At 70.7% G+C, this 18,733-nt stretch carries 18 protein-coding genes and 1 pseudogene; 13 read left to right on the top strand and 6 right to left on the bottom strand.

All coding sequences use genetic code 11. The annotated features are described in order from the left end of the window. Positions 1-43: 43 nt before the first annotated feature. Together abc-f and OO63_RS23505 are read right to left on the bottom strand one after the other, a co-directional pair. Positions 44-1,696, bottom strand: a complete 1,653-nt coding sequence (gene abc-f / locus OO63_RS23510) for a ribosomal protection-like ABC-F family protein (protein WP_030361276.1) — start codon at positions 1,694-1,696, stop codon at positions 44-46. Positions 1,697-1,845: 149 nt separating this feature from the next. After that, the gene (locus OO63_RS23505) at positions 1,846-2,661 is read right to left on the bottom strand and encodes an SDR family NAD(P)-dependent oxidoreductase (protein ID WP_030361275.1); all 816 of its coding nucleotides are present in this window, start codon (positions 2,659-2,661) and stop codon (positions 1,846-1,848) included. Between the two features lie 162 nt (positions 2,662-2,823). On the opposite strand from OO63_RS23505, the gene OO63_RS23500 reads away from it, so the two are divergent. After that, complete coding sequence (locus OO63_RS23500; RefSeq protein ID WP_157854036.1) at positions 2,824-3,021, top strand: hypothetical protein; 198 nt, start codon at positions 2,824-2,826, stop codon at positions 3,019-3,021. 137 nt (positions 3,022-3,158) lie between these two features. Further along, positions 3,159-4,154: an AraC-like ligand-binding domain-containing protein gene (locus tag OO63_RS23495; protein ID WP_030361273.1), complete on the top strand. Its 996-nt coding sequence runs from the start codon at positions 3,159-3,161 to the stop codon at positions 4,152-4,154. 163 nt (positions 4,155-4,317) lie between these two features. On the opposite strand, the gene OO63_RS23490 is transcribed toward OO63_RS23495, so the two are convergent. Continuing rightward, positions 4,318-4,722 carry a hypothetical protein gene (locus OO63_RS23490; protein ID WP_030361272.1) on the bottom strand — a complete coding sequence of 135 codons (405 nt, stop codon included), beginning with the start codon at positions 4,720-4,722 and terminating at the stop codon, positions 4,318-4,320. Between the two features lie 376 nt (positions 4,723-5,098). Here OO63_RS23490 and OO63_RS23485 point away from each other — a divergent pair, with 376 nt between their 5' ends. After that, positions 5,099-5,857 (top strand): YqjF family protein, encoded by a 759-nt coding sequence (locus OO63_RS23485; protein WP_030361271.1) that lies wholly within the window; start codon positions 5,099-5,101, stop codon positions 5,855-5,857. Between the two features lie 45 nt (positions 5,858-5,902). Here OO63_RS23485 and OO63_RS23480 read toward each other — a convergent pair whose 3' ends face one another. After that, positions 5,903-6,724 carry a MurR/RpiR family transcriptional regulator gene (locus OO63_RS23480; RefSeq protein WP_051834896.1) on the bottom strand — a complete coding sequence of 274 codons (822 nt, stop codon included), beginning with the start codon at positions 6,722-6,724 and terminating at the stop codon, positions 5,903-5,905. 65 nt (positions 6,725-6,789) lie between these two features. Between OO63_RS23480 and thrC the strand changes: the two genes are divergently transcribed. The 4 genes from thrC (at position 6,790) to OO63_RS23460 (ending at position 10,520) form a co-directional block, all read left to right on the top strand. After that, entirely contained in the window at positions 6,790-7,872 is a 1,083-nt protein-coding gene (gene thrC / locus OO63_RS23475; RefSeq protein WP_051811114.1) for a threonine synthase, read from the top strand. A 187-nt stretch (positions 7,873-8,059) separates the two neighbouring features. Further along, positions 8,060-8,722: a lysophospholipid acyltransferase family protein gene (locus OO63_RS23470; RefSeq protein ID WP_030361268.1), complete on the top strand. Its 663-nt coding sequence runs from the start codon at positions 8,060-8,062 to the stop codon at positions 8,720-8,722. A 177-nt stretch (positions 8,723-8,899) separates the two neighbouring features. Further along, positions 8,900-9,409 (top strand): GNAT family N-acetyltransferase, encoded by a 510-nt coding sequence (locus OO63_RS23465; protein ID WP_030361267.1) that lies wholly within the window; start codon positions 8,900-8,902, stop codon positions 9,407-9,409. A gap of 169 nt (positions 9,410-9,578) precedes the next feature. Further along, entirely contained in the window at positions 9,579-10,520 is a 942-nt protein-coding gene (locus OO63_RS23460; RefSeq protein ID WP_033264380.1) for a TerC family protein, read from the top strand. A gap of 309 nt (positions 10,521-10,829) precedes the next feature. Here the strand turns inward: OO63_RS23460 and OO63_RS23455 are convergent, their stop codons facing one another. Continuing rightward, positions 10,830-11,372, bottom strand: a complete 543-nt coding sequence (locus OO63_RS23455; protein ID WP_234311338.1) for a TetR/AcrR family transcriptional regulator — start codon at positions 11,370-11,372, stop codon at positions 10,830-10,832. Between the two features lie 518 nt (positions 11,373-11,890). On the opposite strand from OO63_RS23455, the gene OO63_RS23450 reads away from it, so the two are divergent. The 6 genes from OO63_RS23450 to OO63_RS23425 all read left to right on the top strand — a co-directional run bounded on the left by OO63_RS23450 (position 11,891) and on the right by OO63_RS23425 (position 18,528). Continuing rightward, a complete protein-coding gene (locus OO63_RS23450) occupies positions 11,891-12,472 on the top strand; it encodes a fasciclin domain-containing protein (protein WP_030361264.1) in 582 nt (193 codons plus the stop codon). Between the two features lie 335 nt (positions 12,473-12,807). Next, a complete protein-coding gene (locus OO63_RS23445) occupies positions 12,808-13,392 on the top strand; it encodes a sigma-70 family RNA polymerase sigma factor (protein WP_030361263.1) in 585 nt (194 codons plus the stop codon). Next, positions 13,389-14,156 (top strand): anti-sigma factor, encoded by a 768-nt coding sequence (locus tag OO63_RS23440; protein WP_030361262.1) that lies wholly within the window; start codon positions 13,389-13,391, stop codon positions 14,154-14,156. Before OO63_RS23445 ends, OO63_RS23440 begins: the two co-directional genes overlap by 4 nt. 132 nt (positions 14,157-14,288) lie before the next feature. After that, on the top strand, positions 14,289-15,929 hold the full coding sequence (locus OO63_RS23435; protein ID WP_030361261.1) for a molybdopterin-dependent oxidoreductase: 1,641 nt from the start codon (positions 14,289-14,291) through the stop codon (positions 15,927-15,929). 112 nt (positions 15,930-16,041) lie between these two features. Then, entirely contained in the window at positions 16,042-16,701 is a 660-nt protein-coding gene (locus OO63_RS23430) for a fasciclin domain-containing protein (RefSeq protein ID WP_030361260.1), read from the top strand. Between the two features lie 255 nt (positions 16,702-16,956). After that, entirely contained in the window at positions 16,957-18,528 is a 1,572-nt protein-coding gene (locus tag OO63_RS23425) for an SDR family oxidoreductase (RefSeq protein WP_030361259.1), read from the top strand. Positions 18,529-18,564: 36 nt separating this feature from the next. Here OO63_RS23425 and OO63_RS46890 read toward each other — a convergent pair. Beyond that, positions 18,565-18,733, bottom strand: a pseudogene (locus tag OO63_RS46890) (transcriptional regulator); the annotation flags it as partial.

Here is an 18,733-nt window from a genome sequence, read left to right as displayed (position 1 = left end):
TTCGGAGCGAGTCGGAGCGAGTCGGGGGGCGGGCCCAGCCCAGTCAGCGCCTGCGGCCGGCGCGCAGTTCCAGCTGCTCGGCTTCGAAGCGCGCGCGGAAGTCGCGATCGTGCGACACCGCGACGACCGCCCCTGGGTACGCCGCGAGCGCCGCCTGCAGGTCCTCGACCAGGTCGAGTGCGATGTGGTTGGTCGGCTCGTCGAGGACGAGGAGGTCCGCGGGCCGGGTCACCAGGGTCGCGATCTGCAGCCGCCGCCGCTGTCCCACGGACAGGGCGGTGACCGGGACGAGCAGGTCGTGTTCGCGGAACAGGCCCAGGGACAGGAGCTGTTCGGCGTACTCGTCCGGCAGCCCGGGCTGCCCGGCGGCGAACGCGGCGAGCAACGGCAGGTGCGTGGGCCGCGCGGGCAGTTCCTGGGCGAGGTAGCCGATCCGGGCGGGGCGGCACACGGTGCCCGCGTCCGGATCCAGGTCGCCCGCCAGGACACGAAGCAGCGTCGTCTTGCCCGCGCCGTTCTCGCCCGTGACGAGGAGGCGCCCTCCCGGCTTGATCGCCAACAGCCCGTCCAGGCGGAGCCGTTCCCCGACCCGCACGTTGTCGAGCTCGGCGAGTGTGCCCTGGACCGGGCCACCGGCTGCCGGCAGCAGCGCCGTCGTGAACCGGAGCGGTACCGGGGGCGGTGCCACCGGGTCGCGCCGCAGCCGGTCCAGGCGCTCCCGTACCGCACGCACCTGCCCGCCGAGCTTCGCCTCGCTGGAGCGACGGTGCTTGCCGAAGCCCTGCTTCGGGTCGCGGCCGGTGGTGGCGAGCCTCCTGCCCGCGGCCTCCAGCTCCGCCTCGGTACGGGTCACCTCCTCGACCCAGTCCGCGTACCGCTGCTCCGCTCCGCGCCGGGCGGCGGCCTTCGCGGCGCGGTATCCGGCCCAGCCGTCGCCGTACCGGTGCACGGCGCACTCGTCCCGGTCGACCTCGAGGATCGTGGTGGCGATGCGTTCCAGGAAGCCGCGGTCGTGGGTGACCGCGACGACGGTGCCGCGGTGTGCGCGCAGGTGCTCCTCCAGCCAGCGCACGGCCGCCGCGTCGAGGTGGTTCGTGGGTTCGTCCAGGAGGAGCAGTTCGGGGGCGGCGGCCAGGACGCAGGCGAGCGCGAGGCGCGACTGTTCGCCGCCGGACAGTGAGCCGAGCAGGCGGTCCCGGGTGATCCGGGCAAGGCCGAGCCCGTGCAGGGCGGCGTCCACGCGGGCGTCCGCCTCGTATCCGCCGCGTTCCTCGTACGCGGTCAACAGCTCGCCGTAGGCGGCGAGTTCCTCCTCCGACGCCTCGCCGAGGCACTGCTCCGACGCGCGCAGTCGGCGCTCCATGTCGCGCAGTTCGGCGAGGGCGAGGTCGACGGCGTCCCGCACGGTGCGGTCCGGGTCGAGGTCGAGGATCTGGGCGAGGTGGCCGATGCCGCCGGGGAAGCCGACGGTGACCTCCCCGGCGTCCGGCGTCTCGGCCGCGGCGAGCAGCCGCAGCAAGGTGGACTTGCCGGAGCCGTTCTCACCGATGACGGCGGCCTTCTCGCCCGGCCGGACGGTGAAGGAGACCTGGTCGAGGACGACGCGGGTGCCGTACGACTTGGTGACGGACTTGACGGACAGCTGCGCCACGGCGGGGGCGGTGGCGGGCAGGGTGGTGCGAGCGCGGTCGCGCATAGGACTTTCCCTGGGCATACGAAGGGTCCACGGACAGCGGAAACGGCGACAGGGGCCGTGCCCGGACTCAGACGAAGAAAAGGAAAGCCATGCGTCGACCATAACAAGACGAGTCGTCTCGCCTCAACTCGTGCGGGGCGCGAAGTCCGCTATCGACGCGGGGTGCGCGGCTCGATCCGGTGGTCGAAGGCGGCGCCGCCCACACCGACCGTGGTCACGCCGCCGTCGACGGTCAGGACGGCCCCGTTGACGTAGGACGCGGCGGGCGAAAGGAGCCAGTCGATCGCTCCGGCGACCTCCGCCGGATCACCCGGCCGCCGGGCAGGGTTCAGCCGGTTCGCCTCCTCGTACGCCGCCTCGGCGCCGCCCGCGAGCCCCGCCTCCGCCGCGAACCGCGCCATCCGCTGGTCGGCCATCTCCGTACGCACCCAGCCCGGGCACACTGTGTTGGCCCGCAGCCCTTGCGGCCCGTAGTCGACAGCGAGGGAGCCGCAGAGGTGGAGCAGGGCCGCCTTGGACGTCGCGTAGGCGGCGTTGCCGACGCTGTTGCGGAGCGCCGCGACCGAGGCGACCGCGACCACGGCGCCGCGGACCTCCAGGAGATGCGGCAGCGCGGCACGCAGCAGCAGGAACGGGCCGGTGAGGTTGGTGCGGATCAGCGCGTCCCAGTCCTCGACGTCGGTGTCGCCGACCGCGCCGCCCCGCCCGATTCCGGCGTTGAGCACCAGGCCGTCGAGCCTTCCGTAGGCCGTCACCGTCGCCTCGACGAGCTCACGCACGGCCTCGGGGTCCCCGGTGTCGGAAGGGTGGGCCAGCGCTCCGGTCTCCTCGGCCACCCGGCGCAGTGGCTCGGATCGCCGCCCGGAGATCACGACCTGGTGCCCTTCCGAGCGCAGCAGCCGGGCGGTGGCGGCCCCGATTCCCGTTCCGCCGCCCGTCACCAGGACAACACGCTGTTCCGACATGCTCGTTCGCCTCCGAAGGTGGTCAGCTTCAGGTTCCCCGCACAGTGATCATAGAAAGCGGCGGGCGGTGAACGCGCCCCGGCGACCGTGCGGCCGGCCTCCCGCCCACGGCCGACACGGTCCGCCAGGTCCTTCCGGACCCATAAGGCGTACGTCGACATCGTGCAGGACACCGAGGAGGCCGATCCCGGGTCCAGAAAGGTGGAGCTGGAGCCGAGGGGCGATGAGAGCCAGGGCATCGACCAGGACGGTACGGACACCACGAACAACCCGACCGAGCAGCGGAGAACCCGCATCCACCGCCTGTCCGCCCTCCTTGCCGACCGCATCGCCAAGGCTCAAGCCGGCAAGAGCCTGTAGCGGACACCTCTGCTGCACGATCCCCGTCCCGACGCGACTCGCCACCGGCGAATCTGGCCAGGGGGCCTCTTCTCACCCGCGGGCACGCGCGGGAAGAGTTGGTTCGACCGTACAGAGCAGACGGGGGGACGAGAGTGATGCTGCTGCACGTGTTCGACAGCCAAGGTCATCCTGCGGAGGAGCGCGTCGAGGCCTGGCGCGCCGTGACGGCGAGCGCGCTGATCCCCAACGAGTTCAGCATCGAGCGCCCATCGGACTTCCATGCGTCGTTACGCGCTGCGGAGATGGGCGCGGTCCAGGTGACGGCCATGACGTACGCGTCGCTGAAGATGCGTCGTACACGACAGCTGATCCGGCGGTCCGACCCCGAGATGTACGCGGTGGGGCTCATCGTGCGGGGCCAGCAGGGGATCCTCCAGGAGCGTTGCGAGGCGGCCTGCCGGGCCGGCGACCTGGTGCTGTACTCGACCTCGCATCCCTACGAAGGCGCGGTCGACGTCCGGCGCGGCCCGGCGGCTTCCGTGGTGGCGCAGATCCCGCGGGCCCGGGTGCCGCTGCCATCGGACCGCCTGGACCGCCTGCTGGCTTCCCGGGTCCCCGGGCAACAGGGGGTGGGACGGCTGCTCGCGAACTTCCTCACCACCGCGGCCACCGACTCCGGCCCCCACCGGCCCACCGACGCCGGACGTCTCGGCCACGTCCTCACCGATCTGATCACCGCATGGCTCTGCCACGTCATCGAAGCCGAAGACGGGGCGGCGGGCGAGACGGGCCAACGTGTGCAGGTCCTGCAGATCCAGGACTTCATCCGCAGGCACCTCCACAGCGCCGAGCTGACGCCCGGCAGCGTCGCCGCCGCACATCACCTCTCGCTGCGCAGCCTGCACCGCCTCTTCCATCGTCACGCCCACGGAACCACCGTCGCCTCCTACATCAGGAGGCAACGCCTCGAACGCACCCGCCGCGACCTGGCCGACCCGAACCTGGCCGCACGGCCCGTCCACGCCATAGCGGCCCGCTGGGGCTTCACCCGCCCTGCCGACTTCACCCGCGCCTTCCGTACCGCCTACGACACCACCCCGACCGAGTACCGGCACGCCTCGCTGCGCGCGGGGCCCGGCGCTCAGCAGTAACCGACAGGCACACACGCTGTGCGCGTCACTGTGGGAGCCGACCGCACTCCGGACGCCTCCGTGCCCCTGCGGACACGGAGGCGTGCGGGCACTGCGCGGCGCACTGGGCCTGAAGGCACGGCCTGCGACCGGACGCCTCCGCCCCTCCCTGCGCCGTGAGTTCTCAGTAGTCGATCAGGCCCGAGGCGCGTGCTGTCCCCTTGAACTGCAGGAAGAACTTCGTGCCGTCAAGCACGTCCGTGGCAGCCTCGTCCCAGCGGTTGGCGGGCAGCCACTGCCAGCCGTTGCAGCTCCAGCCCGTTCCCCTCTTGAAGCAGGTCCTCACCTCGCGGCGGCTGGACAGCTTCACGTTGATGTCGTTGCACCTGGTGGTGGTCGTCGCGTAGGTCCCCCTGGCGGGCCAGAACGCGGGGTCGTTGACGCCGCTCCCCGGCCAGCTGGTGAAGCGCGGCGCGTTCTGCGTACAGGCCCGCGCTGTACTGATGGGTGACTCCGACGCCTCGGCCGGTGCTGCTGCCGCGGCGGTGGCGGTCATGCCGCCCCCGAGCAGCACAGCAGATGCCGCCAACGAAACGATCTTGAGATTTCGCAACGTGTTCCCCCTGTCTCATCACGGGTGGTGTGGTCAACACCGGAAGCTCCCGACAGAGCCACTCGCTTCGCGCCCCCGGGGCACTCTGGCCTTCCGCTCAAGACGCGTGAGCGGACCGACCACGACCGCGTTCGGTGACGGATCATCGAACGAGCGCTCAGCCGAGACTGTGCCCCGAGTCTTCCGGGACGCCGTGTGCGTGGGGATAGCACCGCGTGCCAGCTGCTTGGCGTTGGACGCCAGGATGTGCGCTGGAGACGAATTCCCCGTCGCTCCGGTGGTGTTGAACTCGCTCCTGTGGTGTTGAACACCTCGGCAGCTTCCTGGACATCCGCTGTGCGAAAGTACACCGATGTTGCGTTTCGCTGCTTCGCCGGAACCGGTAACTGCTGATCCGGTACGCACGGTGCCGAGTACGTTGCTGACCCAGTCCTGGCTCGACCTGTCTTTTCTGCACTGGGCTGTCGACCCTGCGGACGTGGCACCGCTCCTGCCCGTGGAAACCGTGCCGGACACATACGAAGGGCTGACTTACGTCGGCCTTGTGGCATTCCGGATGCACCGGGTGGGCTGGTTCAGGGCGCCAGGGATACCGTACTTCGGAACCTTCCCGGAAGTGAATGTGCGGCTCTATTCGGTGGACCGGGAGGGGCGGCGGGGCGTCGTCTTCCGTTCGCTGGAGGCGGCCAGGCTGCTTCCGGTGACCATCGCCCGAGCCGCCTTTCAACTCCCCTACGTCTGGGCGAGGATGGCGATTCACCGCGACCGTGACACCATCACTTATACGAGCAGTCGCCGCTGGCCGGGACCTCGGGGAGCGGGCTGTCGGCTCAAGGTCCGGATTGGCGAGCGGATAGAGGAGCCGACTCCCCTCGAACACTTCCTCACCGCCCGTTGGGGAATCCACAATTCGTTCTCCGGCCGGTCGGTCTACCTGCCCAACAGTCACCCGCGTTGGCCACTGCACAGGGCTGAACTTCTGCGTTGCGACGATGATCTGGTGTCTGCTGCAGGACTATCGGCGTGTGCCGGACCTCCCATGAGCGTGCTGTACTCCCCCGGTGTGCCGGTCCGCATGGGCTATCCGGCCGTCAACGACCTCTTCCGATGACGTCGGGCACGGCGGCTCGCTTCAGCCCGGGGTGGCCGACGGGGCTTACGGCTCGTCCTGTTGGAGCGAGGCGGTGAGCGTGTCCAGCTCGGCGAGGCGAGCCGTGGCGTCGAGACGGGACGCCGTCGCCACGAGGAGCAGTTCGGTCACGGCGATCTGATGGGTCAGCGGGGCGATGGGGCCGGCGGCCTCGCGAGGCAGGGGGATGAGGGTCTGGGCGTGCTCGGCCAGGGGGGACTGCCAGGCGTCCGTGACGAGCAGCAGCCGTCCACCGCGTTCGCGTGCCGCCCGGACGAAGGCGGCCGTCCGGTCCGAGTACCGGCGGAAGTCGTAGGCGACCACGAGGTCCTGGGACGTCACGTCGAGCAGCGTTCGGGCTCGTTCGTGCGCGGGGCCCGGGACAAGTCGGGCTCCTGGCCGCAGCGCCCCCAGCTGCCGGACCAGGTAGTCGGCGGCCAGTTCGCTCAGGGGGCCGCCCAGCGCCCAGACGGACCGCGCTGTCGCGAGGGTGTCGGCTGCCGAGTCCAGCAGGGGTGGGTTCACCGCGGCCAATGCGCTGGACAGGCCGTCCTGCAGCTCGCGTGCCGCGCTGCCGGGGTCCAAGGCCTGGGCTGCGAACGCGCGCAGCCGTGACCGGTCCTGCGCGCCCGCGCGGACGGTGTCCTGGAACTCGGTGAAGGAGCCGAAGCCGAGCCGGTCGACCAGCCGGGACGCGGTCGGCGGGCTCACCCCGGCCCGATCGGCGAGTGTGCGCAGCGAGTCGAGGGCCGCGAAGGGGTAGTCGTCGAGGACGATCCGGGCGACCGCGCGCTCGCCCGGAGGGAGCTTGGGGTAGGCGGCTTCGATGCGGGACACCACGGAATCCATGACATCAGATGTTACATGAGAAGCGGCTTGACGCATCAGGTGAAACAGATGTTACGTTCCCGGTCATGGAAACCTGGCAAGGGCTGATCGACAGCGAGTACCGGCGCTGGCTGCGGGTCACCGACCGCACTCCGTCCGTCTCCCTCAACGAGGGCAACACCCCGCTCCTTCGCTCCCGTCATCTGTCGGACCTCACCGGCTGCGACGTCCGGCTCAAGGTCGAGGGAGCCAACCCCACGGGCTCCTTCAAGGACCGCGGGATGACCGTGGCGATCAGCAAGGCCGCCGAAGACGGCGCGGAACTCGTCCTCTGCGCCTCCACCGGCAACACCAGCGCCTCGGCCGCCGCCTACGCGGCACGGGCGGGCATCACCTCCGCCGTCCTGGTCCCCGTCGGCCGCGTCGCACTGGGCAAGCTGGGCCAGGCGGTCCGCTACGGCGCACGGATCGTCGAGGTGGCCGGCACGTTCGACGACTGCCTGCGCATCGCCCGCGACCTGGCCGACCACCACCCGGTCGCCCTCGTCAACAGCGTCGGCAACGAGCTGCGCCTGTCCGGTCAGCAGACCGTCGCCTACGAGACCGTGGACGCGCTCGGCGCCGCGCCCGACATCCACTGCCTGCCGGTCGGCAACGGCGGCAACATCACGGCGACCTGGCGCGGATACCGGACCTTCCACACCTCTGGGCGCCTTGGCCGACTGCCGCGGATGTGGGGCTTCCAGGCCGCCGGAGCAGCCCCGCTCGTACACGGGGAGCCCGTCGCCGAGCCGCAGACCGCGGCGAGCGCGATCCGTGTCGGCAATCCCGCGACCTGGCAGGGCGCCGTCGACGCCCGCGACGAGTCCGACGGCTTGATCGGCGCCGTCACCGACGAGCAGATCTTCGACGCCTACCGGCTCCTGGCCCGCACCGACGGCGTGTTCGTCGAACCGGCATCGGCGGCGGGCGTCGCCGGGCTCCTCGACCGGCACGACCGCGGCCTGCTCACCCCGGGCCAGACGATCGTCATCACCCTCACCGGCAATGGACTGAAGGACCAGGACGCGTCCCTGCGCGACGGCTACACCCCGGTCGAGACCGGCTCGTCCACCGCCGAAGTCGCCCGCGCGCTCTCCCACACGGCCCTGGCGTCAGCGCTGGGCTGACGACGAGTACGGCTCCAAGGCGCTGGTGGGGCAGGGGGGCGGGCTCTGCGGAATCCGCGCGGTCGCTATGGCGCGCGGCCCGCTCCTGGGTACGGGACGGCGCGAACATGAGTGCCCCTACTCACGCCCGGGCAGCCCTCGACGGCCGACGATGAAGATCCATCTCGTCGAGCTCGGGAGACCGAACATGCTCAGCCGCCTCGCCGACGCGCTGACGCCCGCCGTCGGCCGCCTCACGATCACCGCTGACGCGGGCGCCGAACTCGCCCCCGGCAGCATCGTCGTCGCCAATCACACATCACTGGCCGACCCCGTCGTCGTGCTCGCCGCGCTGCACCGCCTCGGGGCCCGGCCGGTCGTCATGGCGGCAGCCGGGCTCTGGCGCGTCCCCCTGCTCGGTCGCGCGCTCGCCCGCGACGGCCACATCCCCGTCCACCGCCGGGACCGGCGCGCGGCGCACGCCCTGGACGCCGCCGCCGAGGCCCTCCGGCAAGGCCACCTGGTGTTGATCTACGCCGAGGGCGGTCTCCCCCGCCGCCTGGACGCCGCGGAAGCGGCACCCGGCACCTTCCGCAGCGGCTTGTCCCGACTCGCCCGGCGAACGGGGGCGCCGGTGGTGCCCCTCGGACAGGCCGGGGCGCGCCGGATCACATCGGGCAGCGTGTCCAAACAGCTCACCGGCCTGCTCACGGCACCGCTGCGCCGGCCCGGGCTGCACGTACACGTGGGGCGCCCGCTCGAGCTGACCGGGGACGGCACCGCGCCGACGGAGCAGGCCCACGCCGCGGTGACAGCCGCCTGGCACACGGCGGCCGGGCAGTTGGGGGAACGAGCGGCGCTCGCCGCGTGACGCAAGCGAGGTGGAGCGGGTCCGCTCGTGGTGAGACGACTGTGGGCGCGGCGAGCACCGAGCCAGCTCCGCACGCGGGAATTGATGGCCTGCGGGCGCCGTTGGCGGAGTCTGTGCTGGTGGGGCATGCGGTCAAATGGTTCGCGGATCGCGTGGCTGGTTCGTAGCCTCATCGCCATGATCACTCTTGAGCTTTCCGACAGAGCGGGTCGGCATGTCGTCCTGCGTGAAGTCGACGACGAGAACTGGCGTGCCGTCGCGGACGTCGCACCGCTGGACGACCAGCGCCCGTACGTGCCCGCATTGGCGGCCCGCTACTTGCTGCTGTCGTCGCGGGAGGGCGTCTGGCACTCCATGGCGGTCTGCGCCGACGACACGGTGGTGGGTCACCTCATGTGGGGGCGTGACGACGACGGCTCGTACTGGCTCGGGGGGATGTTGATCGACGGCCCCGAGCAGGGCAAGGGGGTCGGGCGCGCGGCGGTGCGCACCCTCATGGCGTGGTTGGCCGAACGCGAGGGCTGCCGAGAGCTGCGCCTCTCGTATCACCCGGACAACGCCGTGGCCGCGAGCCTCTACGACTCCCTGGGCTTCCAGCCGACTTCGGACTCTTCCGGTGACGAGGTCGTGGCCGGCCTGCCTGTGTTCGACGGCCGGCCAACGGCCCTCAACTCCCCGTCACCGTGACCACGGAAACGGCAACGGAATTCGGGGGGCCGAGACCGCGGTGAACCGCACCGTCAAGCAGACCACCGCCACCACCACAGCCGCAGGAGCCGTTCGAGCGTGCTGCCGCCACCCTCGTACGGCAGACTCGGTGTAGGGGCCCGTTCCAGGTGCTCATTGCGAGGCCCGCATGCTTGCTGTGCCGATCTGGCTGTGGGGAGTGTTCGCCGCGACCGTCGTCGTGTCGCTGGCGATAGATCTGCTGGCCCACCGCAGCGCTCACGTCATCGGCTTCAAGGAAGCGGCCGCGTGGAGCGGCCTGTGGGTGGGGCTCGCCCTGACCTTCGGCGTGGTGGTCTTCCTCGTCCTGGGCGGAACGGCGGGCACGGAGTACACCACCGCGTGGCTCCTCGAGAAGAGCCTCTCGGTCGACAACCTCTTCGTCTTCGCCCTGATCTTCGCGTACTTCAAGGTGCCCCGGGCCTATCAGCACCGCGTGCTGTTCTTCGGCGTCATCGGCGCCCTCGTGTTCCGCGGCATCTTCCTCGCGGCCGGTGTCGCGGTGGTCAGCCGCTTCACCGCCGTCCTGTTCGTCTTCGCCGCCATCCTCTTCTACAGCGTCTACAAGATCCTCAAGGGTGAGGAGGAGAGCTTCGACCCGGGCAAGAGCTTCGCCGTGCGGCTGCTGCGCAAGATCGTCCCCGTGCGTGACACGTACGCGGGTACGAAGTTCTTCGTCAAGGAAGCGGGCAAGCACGTCGCGACGCCGCTGCTCGCCGTCGTCGCCGCGATCGAGGCCGCCGACCTGATCTTCGCAGTGGACAGCGTGCCGGCCGTGCTCGCCGTCAGCGATGACGCCTTCATCGTGTACACCAGCAACGCCTTCGCCATCCTCGGCCTGCGTGCCCTGTACTTCATGCTCTCGGGCCTGCTGGACCGCTTCCACTACCTGAGCAAAGGGCTCGCGATCATCCTCGGCTTCATCGGCGTCAAGCTCGTCCTCCAGGCGTGCCACAAGCTGATCAGCGAATCCGTGCCCGAGATCCCCTCCCCCGTGAGCCTGGCGGTGATCGTCCTTGTCCTCACGGTGTCCGTGGTCCTGAGCATCCGGCGGCCTGCCGGTGAGCCCTGAAGCACCCGCTTCCAATGACGTCTCCCATGACGCCATCGAATTCGTACACTTCTACAATGAAAAAACAAAGTAGAGGTAAAAGCTTCCCCAAAACCTTTCTCGCGTTTAGCGTAGAAGCATGACCGGCAAAATGCGTGAGACCCGAAAGCAGGCCGAAAGCACCTGCCCGGCCTGCAAGCACCCCGTTTCCACGGAAATCAAGCGGCACAAGACCCTCGGGGTCTTCGTCCCGCTCTGGGGCCCAGGCCCTTGCCACAACCCCGACTGCGCCGCATACGAACCGGCCCGCCGCAGGCCGAAGGCCCGCGCCTAGCTCTGCGGCCGGCGGTGCTGCTCGATCAGGGCGCGGGCCATCGCCTGGGCCCGGCGGGCCGCGTCGGCATCGCCTTCTGCGGCCGAGATGATCGAGCCTTTCATCAGGATGTGCCACGAGCGGGCGAAGGAGTCCGTGTCGCGCAGTCCCGCCTCCTCGGCCATGGAACGCACGATGGCCCGGATGTTCTCCAGGTACTGGATACTCGCCCGCCCCAGCGGGTGACCCCACCGCATTTCCAGCAGGACGTTGACGAACGAACAGCCGTCGAAATCGTCCCGGTGGAACCACTCGTCGAACACGTCGAAGAGGGCGAGCAGCCGCTCCTCCGGGGTACGGCCACGATCACGGGCGCCGGCCTCCACCATCCCCAGGGTCCATCGCTGCTCCCGGCGGGCGAGGAAGGCGAGCACCAGGGCGTCCTTCGACGGGAAATGCCGGTAGAGCGTGGCCTTGGCCACCCGGGAGCGGACCATGACCTCTTCGACTCCGACATCGCGGATGCCCCGTTGCGAGAAGAGCTCGTAGGCCGCGTCCAAGATCCGCTCACGGGGCGGGAGTTCTGTCTGCATCGCCTGTCCAGAATAGGGCTGTACGGCGGCACTCGCCGCTGCCAACGTGAGGCATGCGGTAGGAGACAGACCGGTCTTACTCCCTCCAAGGCGAGTCTCGCTGATGCGCGCGTACCCTGCTGAGAACTGTCCACACAGGCACGGCCGTTGCCGTATCAGCCGCCGGCCGGGGATCCGCCGCGCGGTCTGCAGTCGCCACCGGGAGGTCCCCCGGCGGCGACCCTGAGCGTCAGGACCAGAAGGTGAATCCTGACGCGGGAGGCCCTCCCTGTGCGGAATGCGCGGGATTACAGCCCGCACAGGGAGGACAAGCGCCAGCAATCCGCACCGCCTGTGGCTCCGGATTACCCATGTGACGGACGCCGACGGTTCGGTGCTCCCCGCACCGCAATCGACGCCCCGCGCCCGCCGCGGCGGTCAGCCACCCGGCCGCCCCTCCCCCGGGTGCCACTCCCGGGTCTCCCTCCACCGAGGAGGAACCGATCATGAGTGTCCGCCGCACCAGCCGCGTCACGGTCTCGGCCCTGGCCGCGCTCGCCCTGCCTCTCTCGCTTGGTCTGCTCGCGCCCATGGCCCACGCCGACGACATGTCGGAGCCGTTCGGCCCGGGCTGTTCGGCCGTCCCCGAGGACGGCGCGGGCAGCTTCAGCGGAATGGCCGACGATCCCGTCGCCACCGCCGCCTCGAACAACCCGGAGCTGTCGACCCTGGTCTCGGCCGTCAAGAAGGCCGGGCTCGTCGACACCCTCAACAACGCCGAGAAGCTGACCGTGTTCGCGCCGACGAACGACGCCTTCGCCAAGATTCCCAAGGCCGACCTCGACAAGGTCCTCGCCGACAAGAAGCAGCTCACCAAGATCCTCACGTACCACGTGGTGGGCGAGAAGATCGCACCCGACAAGCTCTCCGACGGCACGTACAAGACGCTGGCGGGCAGCGACCTCACGACCTCGGGCTCCGGCGAGTCGTACAAGGTGAACGACACCGCGAAGGTCGTGTGCGGCGACGTCAAGACCGCCAACGCCACGGTGTACCTCATCGACTCGGTCCTGATGCCGAAGATGTGAGGGCCGATCCACAGAAGTGCGGGCCAATCCACCACCCGCTCTGCCACGGATCACCTGTGTCGGGTTCGTGAGGGATCCCGCGCACGCGGACGCGGTCGGCGATCTGAGCGCTCCCGGTGGAATGTGAGACGCCCTGACTCCTCCGCCCGGACCCGCCCGTCGGCCCCCTCCGCCAGGCACCTGCCGCACGACGCACTGCGTGCGGCAGGTGCCCCTCGGCCGTGGCGGCCTGTGGCGAATGTGTGAAGCCCGCGGCAGGGCGCGGGCCGGACCAATCTGAAGCGTCCTCGGCTACGGATCATCGGTACAAGGCGACTCGTGCTGGAGGATCACGCGTGAAAGAAGTCGTGCACATCGGAACCCGGTCGAGACCGGGGCCGGATCTCCAAGACCTCGTCGCCCGGGTGGCCCGCGGCGAGCAGGAGGCGTTCGCGGGTGTCTACGACGCCGTGGCGGGCCCCGTCCTGGGCGTCGTACGCGGTGTGCTGCGCGATCACGCCCAGTCCGAGGAGGTCACCCAGGACGTCCTGGTGGAGGTCTGGCGCACCGCGCCCCGCTATCGCCCGGACCTCGGCACGGCCATGAACTGGATCCTCACCCTCGCCCACCGCCGCGCGGTGGACCGCGTGCGCTCCGTGGAGGCCTCCGCCGCCCGCGAGCACAAGGCCGCTCTCCTGGCACACACCCCGGAGTTCGACGAGGTCAGCGAGCAGGTGGAGACGCGCCTGGAACGCGAGCAGGTACGTCGGTGCCTGCGCACCCTGACCGAACTGCAGCGGCAGTCCGTGACCCTGGCGTACTACCGCGGTCTCACCTATCGACAGGTGGCCGAACTCCTCGCCCTGCCCCTGGGCACCGTGAAGACTCGCCTGCGCGACGGGCTCATCCGCCTGCGCGACTGCCTGGGGGTGAGCACATGACGTCCGCCGACGACCCGCACACGCTGACCGGCGCCTATGTCGCACACGCGCTGGAGGACGAGGAACGCGCGCAGGTCGAGGACCATCTGGCCCGCTGCGAGGTGTGCGCTCAGGAGGTGCGCGAGCTCGCCGAGACCGCCGCGCGCCTCGGCCTCGCGGTGGCCACCGCCCCTCGCCGGGGGATGCGCGACGATGTGCTCCGTCGCATCGCCACCGTGCGCCAGGACGTCCCCCGCGCCGAACCGGACCCGGGCCCCCGCCGCACACCGCTTCGCGCCCGCCGCGTCTCCCGGTGGGCGCTCGCCGCCTGCGTCGCCGCGGCCGCTGCCTTCGGCGGCGCCGCCCTCTGGCAGCACCAGCAGGCCCGGGACGCACGCGATCAGGCCCGCCAGGCCGAGGAACGAGCCCGGGAGCAGTCACGGGAACTCGCCGCGGTGCTCGGCGCCCCGGACGCCAAGTCACGCAGCGGCAGGTTCGCCGACGGAGCCAGCGGCACCGTCGTCGTGTCGGCCAGCCGCGACCGGGCCGCGTTCATCGCCGCGGACCTGCCCGAGCCCCCGCCGGGCAAGGTCTACCAACTCTGGTTCAACGACGACGGGTCGATGCGCGGGGCAGGGCTCATCGGCCCCGGCCAGGGCACGCAGGCGATGCTGATGGACGGCCCCGTCGGCCGGGCCACCGGCATGGGGCTCACGGTGGAGCCGGCCGGAGGCTCGGACCAGCCCACCAGCGAGCCCGTGGCGCTCATGGACTTCCCCACCTGAACCGCCCGCGGAGTTCCCGGGCTTCGCGTCGGCGAAGCCCGCCCTCCCGGCCCTTGGGTCAACTGCCGCATCCGGTCTCACGCTTTCGAGGGATCGACCAATCCTTGAGCCCGACGGCACCGGATACCCCACGTGAGAACAGAGCGAAGAGCGCGGCTACGGCGGCCGGACTGGTGGCGGGTCCTTGCAGGTGCGACGAGCGGACTGCTGGCCGGGTTCGCCGCACTCGCCGTCGCCGAGCTGGTGTCCGCCGCGGTGCGGCCGGAGGCGGGCCCCGTGGTGGCGGTCGGCGGGGCAGCGATCGACCGCACGCCCGCGCCGGTGAAGGACTGGGCCATCCGGGAGTTCGGCACCAACGACAAACTCGTCCTGCAGCTCGGCATTCTCGCCGTGCTCGCTCTGCTGGCCCTGGTGCTCGGCCTGGTCGCCCTGCGGCGACGCCTCGTCGGGGCGGCCGGGGTGCTGCTCTTCGGTGTGATCGGCGCGCTGGCGGCGACCGGTCGGCCCGACGCGACCGGGTTCCGTGACGCCTTCCCGTCGTTGGCGGGCTCGGTCGTCGGTGCGGGCCTGTTGTACGGGCTCAGCGGCCGTTTGGCCACCGCCTCGGCCTCCGACGTGGACCGAGCCGATGCGCCGCCTGCGTCCGGGGACGTGTCGGGTGCGGACCGGCGCGCGCCTGCCGAGTGGAACCGGCGTGGTTTCGTCGTCGCGGCCGCGGTCGCGGCGGCCGCCTCCGCGGGGGTCGGCGCCCTGGGGAGGTCGCTCAACGCCTCGCAGGGCAAGGAGGCCGTCGCCTCCCGCGAAGCCGTCGAACTGCCTGCACCGGCCTCGCCCGCCCGCGCCGTGCCCGGCGGCGCGCAGGTGCGCGTGCCGGGAGTCAGCTCCTTCATCACGTCCAACAAGGACTTCTACCGGGTGGACACCGCCCTGGTCGTACCCAAGGTGAACGCCGACACCTGGAGTCTGCGGATCCACGGCGAGGGTGTCACGCGCGCGAGCAGGCTGTCCTTCGCGGACCTGCTGGGGCGCGAGCTGATCGAGCGCGACATCACGCTGACCTGTGTGTCGAACGAGGTCGGCGGGCCTTACGTGGGCAACGCCCGCTGGCTCGGGGTGCGGTTGGCGGACCTGCTCACCGAGTGCGGGGTCGTGCCCCCTTCCCGTGGAGGCCCCGCGGACCAGTTGGTGGCCCGGTCCGTGGACGGCATGACCATCGGCACACCCGTGGACGACGTGATGGACGGCCGCGACGCGATGCTCGCGCTCGGGATGAACGGGCGGCCGCTGCCGTTCACGCACGGGTTCCCGGTCCGCATGCTGGTGCCGGGTCTGTACGGCTATGTGTCCGCCTGCAAGTGGATCGAGGACATCGAGCTGACGACGTTCGACGCCTACGACCCGTACTGGGTGAAGCGCGACTGGGCCCGCAGGGCGCCGGTCAAGACCCAGTCCCGTATCGACACCCCCAAGCCGTTCGCCAGGCCGAAGGCGGGCACGGTGATGGTCGCCGGGGTGGCCTGGGCGCAGCACCGCGGCATCGACAAGGTCGAGGTGCGCGTCGACGACGGTCCCTGGCGGTCGGCCGACCTGGCCGCCGAGGACACCCGGGACACCTGGCGCCAGTGGTCGTATCCCTGGCGGGCCACCCCCGGCGGCCACACCCTCACCGTGCGGGCGACCGACCGCACGGGCGCGGTCCAGACCGCGCGGCGCACCCGCACGATCCCCGACGGGGCGAGCGGCCGGCACTCGGTGGTGGTCACCGTCGACTGACGCCCTCTCCCCGCTCGGACGCGTGCGCGAGGTCTCAGCCCCGTACGCCCATGACCTTCCTGACCTTCCCGCTGCGGCACTGTGTCGCGGCCGTCCCCCGAGGAGTAAATCCATGAACACCACATCCCGTCGTGTGCGCCGTGCCGCTCTCGCCGTCGCCTCCGTCGCGTTGCTGCCGCTGGGTCTGACGGCCTGTTCGGACGACAGCAAGGACAGCGCCTCGTCCGACTCGTCGGGGTCGTCGGCCGCCGAGGAGAAGGCCCCGAAGAGCCCGTCCGACGACATGGGCGGCATGGCGGAGCCGTTCGGTCCGGGCTGCGCCTCCGTGCCCAAGGACGGCAAGGGCTCCTTCGCCGGCATGGCCAAGGACCCCGTCGCGACTGCGGCCTCGAACAACCCGGCCCTGTCCACGCTGGTCACCGCCGTCAAGAAGGCCGGCCTGGTGGACACGCTCAACAACGCCGAGGACGTCACCGTGTTCGCGCCGACCAACGACGCGTTCGCGAAGATCCCCAAGGCGGACCTCGACAAGGTGCTCGCCGACAAGGCGCAGCTCACGAAGATCCTCACCTACCACGTGGTCGGCAAGAAGCTCGCCCCCGGTGACCTGGAGAGCGGCTCCTACGAGACGCTGGAGAAGTCCAGGCTCACGACGTCCGGTTCCGGAACGTCGTACAAGGTGAACGACTCGGCCGACGTGGTCTGCGGCAACGTCAAGACCGCGAACGCGAACGTCTACATCATCGACACGGTCCTGATGCCGAAGAGCTGACACCGAGCACTCGCGTAACGCCGACGGGTGCTCCTGATGAATGGTCCGGCCGATGTCCGCTCGTCGCGCCGGGCCATTCGAGGTGTCGCGGCGCGGGTGTGCCCGGCCGGGTGCCGCATCCGTGGCATCGTCCTCGCAGACCGTATGGGGCGCCTGCTGCCGGGCCGGACGGCGCGTGCTTCACGTGGTCGGTCTCGTCGGCCTGTTCCCGTGGTCGTGACGTAGGTGTCGGAGCAAGTGCGCGGAGGAGCGGTCATGGGCACGGAGGGACAGCGGGACGGGGAGCGCCTGCGCTGCCTGGTCACCGGAGCGTCTGGTTACGTCGGCGGGCGGCTGGTGCCGGAGCTTCTGGAGGCGGGCCATGCGGTGCGGTGCCTGGCGCGGTCGCCTGCCAAGCTCCGCGACCATCCGTGGGCCGGGGACGCCGAGGTGGCCGAGGGCGACGTCATGGACGCCCTTGCCGTCGCGGAGGCGATGCGCGGGGTCGATGTTGCGTACTACCTGGTGCACGCGCTGGGTTCCGGCTCCGGGTTCGAGGAGACCGACCGCCGGGCGGCCCGCGTCTTCGCCGAGCAGGCGCACGCTGCCGGTGTGCGGCGCATCGTCTATCTGGGTGGTCTCACGCCCCGGGGTGTCCGCGAGGCGGAGCTGTCCCCGCACCTGCGTTCGCGCGCCGAGGTCGGGCGGATCTTTCTGGACGGGCCCGTCCCGGCCACTGTGCTGCGGGCCGCGGTCGTCATCGGTTCGGGGTCGGCTTCGTTCGAGATGCTGCGCTATCTGACCGAACGGTTGCCGGTCATGGTCACACCCTCGTGGGTGCGCACGCGTACGCAGCCGATCGGGGTCCGTGATGTGCTCCGCTATCTCGTCGGATCGGCCGTCATGCCGGCCGATGTGGACCGGGCGTTCGACATCGGGGGCCCTGATGTGCTCACGTACCGGGAGATGATGCGGGCGTACGCGAGGGTCGCCGGGTTGCGCCGACGGCTCATCGTGCCGGTGCCTGTCCTCACTCCGGGGCTCTCCAGCCACTGGGTGGGGCTCGTCACTCCGGTGCCCGCTTCGATCGCCCGGCCGCTCACGGAGTCGCTGCGCCATGAGGTCGTCTGCCACGAGCACGACATCGCGCAGTACGTGCCGGATCTGCCGGGCCGTCCGCTGCCGTTCGACGAGGCGCTGGCCCTTGCGTTGCGCAGGGTGCGGGAGGCGCAGGTCGCGACGCGCTGGTCGTCCGCATCGGTGCCGGGGGCGCCGAGCGATCCGCTGCCCACGGATCCCGATTGGGCGGGTGGCAGTCTGTATGAGGACGAGCGGCGGTTGCCGGTCGATGTGTCCCGGCAGGCGCTGTGGAGGGTGATCGAAGGCGTCGGGGGTGACAACGGCTGGTATTCGCTCCCGATCGCCTGGGCGGTACGGGGCTGGCTGGACCGGTTCGTCGGTGGTGTGGGGCTGCGTCGCGGTCGGCGTGACGCGGAACGGCTGCGGGTCGGTGATTCGTTGGATTTCTGGCGGGTGGAGGAGGTCGAGCCGGGTCGGTTGTTGCGGCTGCGGGCGGAGATGCGGCTGCCGGGGCTCGCCTGGTTGGAGATGTACGCGGAGACGGATGACGAGGGCCGTACCTGTTATCGGCAGCGCGCTCTGTTCCATCCGCGAGGTCTGTTGGGCCATGCCTATTGGTGGTCGGTCGCGCCGTTCCACGCTGTCGTTTTCGGCGGCATGGCCCGCAACATCACGCAGGCCGCTGCCAAGGGCGTGAGCGCGCGCGGGACGGCGTCAGGCTCCGGGCACGCTCGTTCTCGCCGCACCGGGCGGCGTGCGCGCCGCTGACGCTCACGTCGAGTTTCGACATCACCGTCGCTTTTCTCAGGCGGCGAATCCCACATTGGTGACGTACTCGTACTGCCCCCATTGGCTGCCCAGGTCCACGATCTTTTCCACCCAGGCGTCGTCGAGCGCCTCGTCGTTCGCGTCGGTCCAGGCCCTTACCAGCGCGTCCCACTGGCGGACATTCAAGCTCCGGAATTCCACGACC

Origin of the sequence: Streptomyces alboflavus, assembly GCF_000716675.1 — a bacterium.
Classification (GTDB): domain Bacteria; phylum Actinomycetota; class Actinomycetes; order Streptomycetales; family Streptomycetaceae; genus Streptomyces; species Streptomyces alboflavus.
The sequence above is the reverse complement of the archived record's forward strand: the minus strand, read 5'-3'. Positions and strand labels throughout refer to the sequence as shown.

Excerpts from the sequence above, each read along its gene's own strand:
- OO63_RS23460 (WP_033264380.1), top strand. The coding sequence starts at position 9,579 with ATGCTTGCTGTGCCGATCTGGCTGTGGGGAGTGTTCGCCGCGACCGTC.
- OO63_RS23425 (WP_030361259.1), top strand. The coding sequence starts at position 16,957 with ATGGGCACGGAGGGACAGCGGGACGGGGAGCGCCTGCGCTGCCTGGTC.
- OO63_RS23505 (WP_030361275.1), bottom strand. The coding sequence starts at position 2,661 with ATGTCGGAACAGCGTGTTGTCCTGGTGACGGGCGGCGGAACGGGAATC.
- OO63_RS23440 (WP_030361262.1), top strand. The coding sequence starts at position 13,389 with ATGACGTCCGCCGACGACCCGCACACGCTGACCGGCGCCTATGTCGCA.
- OO63_RS23485 (WP_030361271.1), top strand. The coding sequence starts at position 5,099 with ATGTTGCGTTTCGCTGCTTCGCCGGAACCGGTAACTGCTGATCCGGTA.
- OO63_RS23465 (WP_030361267.1), top strand. The coding sequence starts at position 8,900 with ATGATCACTCTTGAGCTTTCCGACAGAGCGGGTCGGCATGTCGTCCTG.
- thrC (WP_051811114.1), top strand. The coding sequence starts at position 6,790 with ATGGAAACCTGGCAAGGGCTGATCGACAGCGAGTACCGGCGCTGGCTG.
- OO63_RS23450 (WP_030361264.1), top strand. The coding sequence starts at position 11,891 with ATGAGTGTCCGCCGCACCAGCCGCGTCACGGTCTCGGCCCTGGCCGCG.
- OO63_RS23430 (WP_030361260.1), top strand. The coding sequence starts at position 16,042 with ATGAACACCACATCCCGTCGTGTGCGCCGTGCCGCTCTCGCCGTCGCC.
- OO63_RS23495 (WP_030361273.1), top strand. The coding sequence starts at position 3,159 with ATGCTGCTGCACGTGTTCGACAGCCAAGGTCATCCTGCGGAGGAGCGC.
- abc-f (WP_030361276.1), bottom strand. The coding sequence starts at position 1,696 with ATGCGCGACCGCGCTCGCACCACCCTGCCCGCCACCGCCCCCGCCGTG.
- OO63_RS23470 (WP_030361268.1), top strand. The coding sequence starts at position 8,060 with ATGCTCAGCCGCCTCGCCGACGCGCTGACGCCCGCCGTCGGCCGCCTC.
- OO63_RS23480 (WP_051834896.1), bottom strand. The coding sequence starts at position 6,724 with ATGGATTCCGTGGTGTCCCGCATCGAAGCCGCCTACCCCAAGCTCCCT.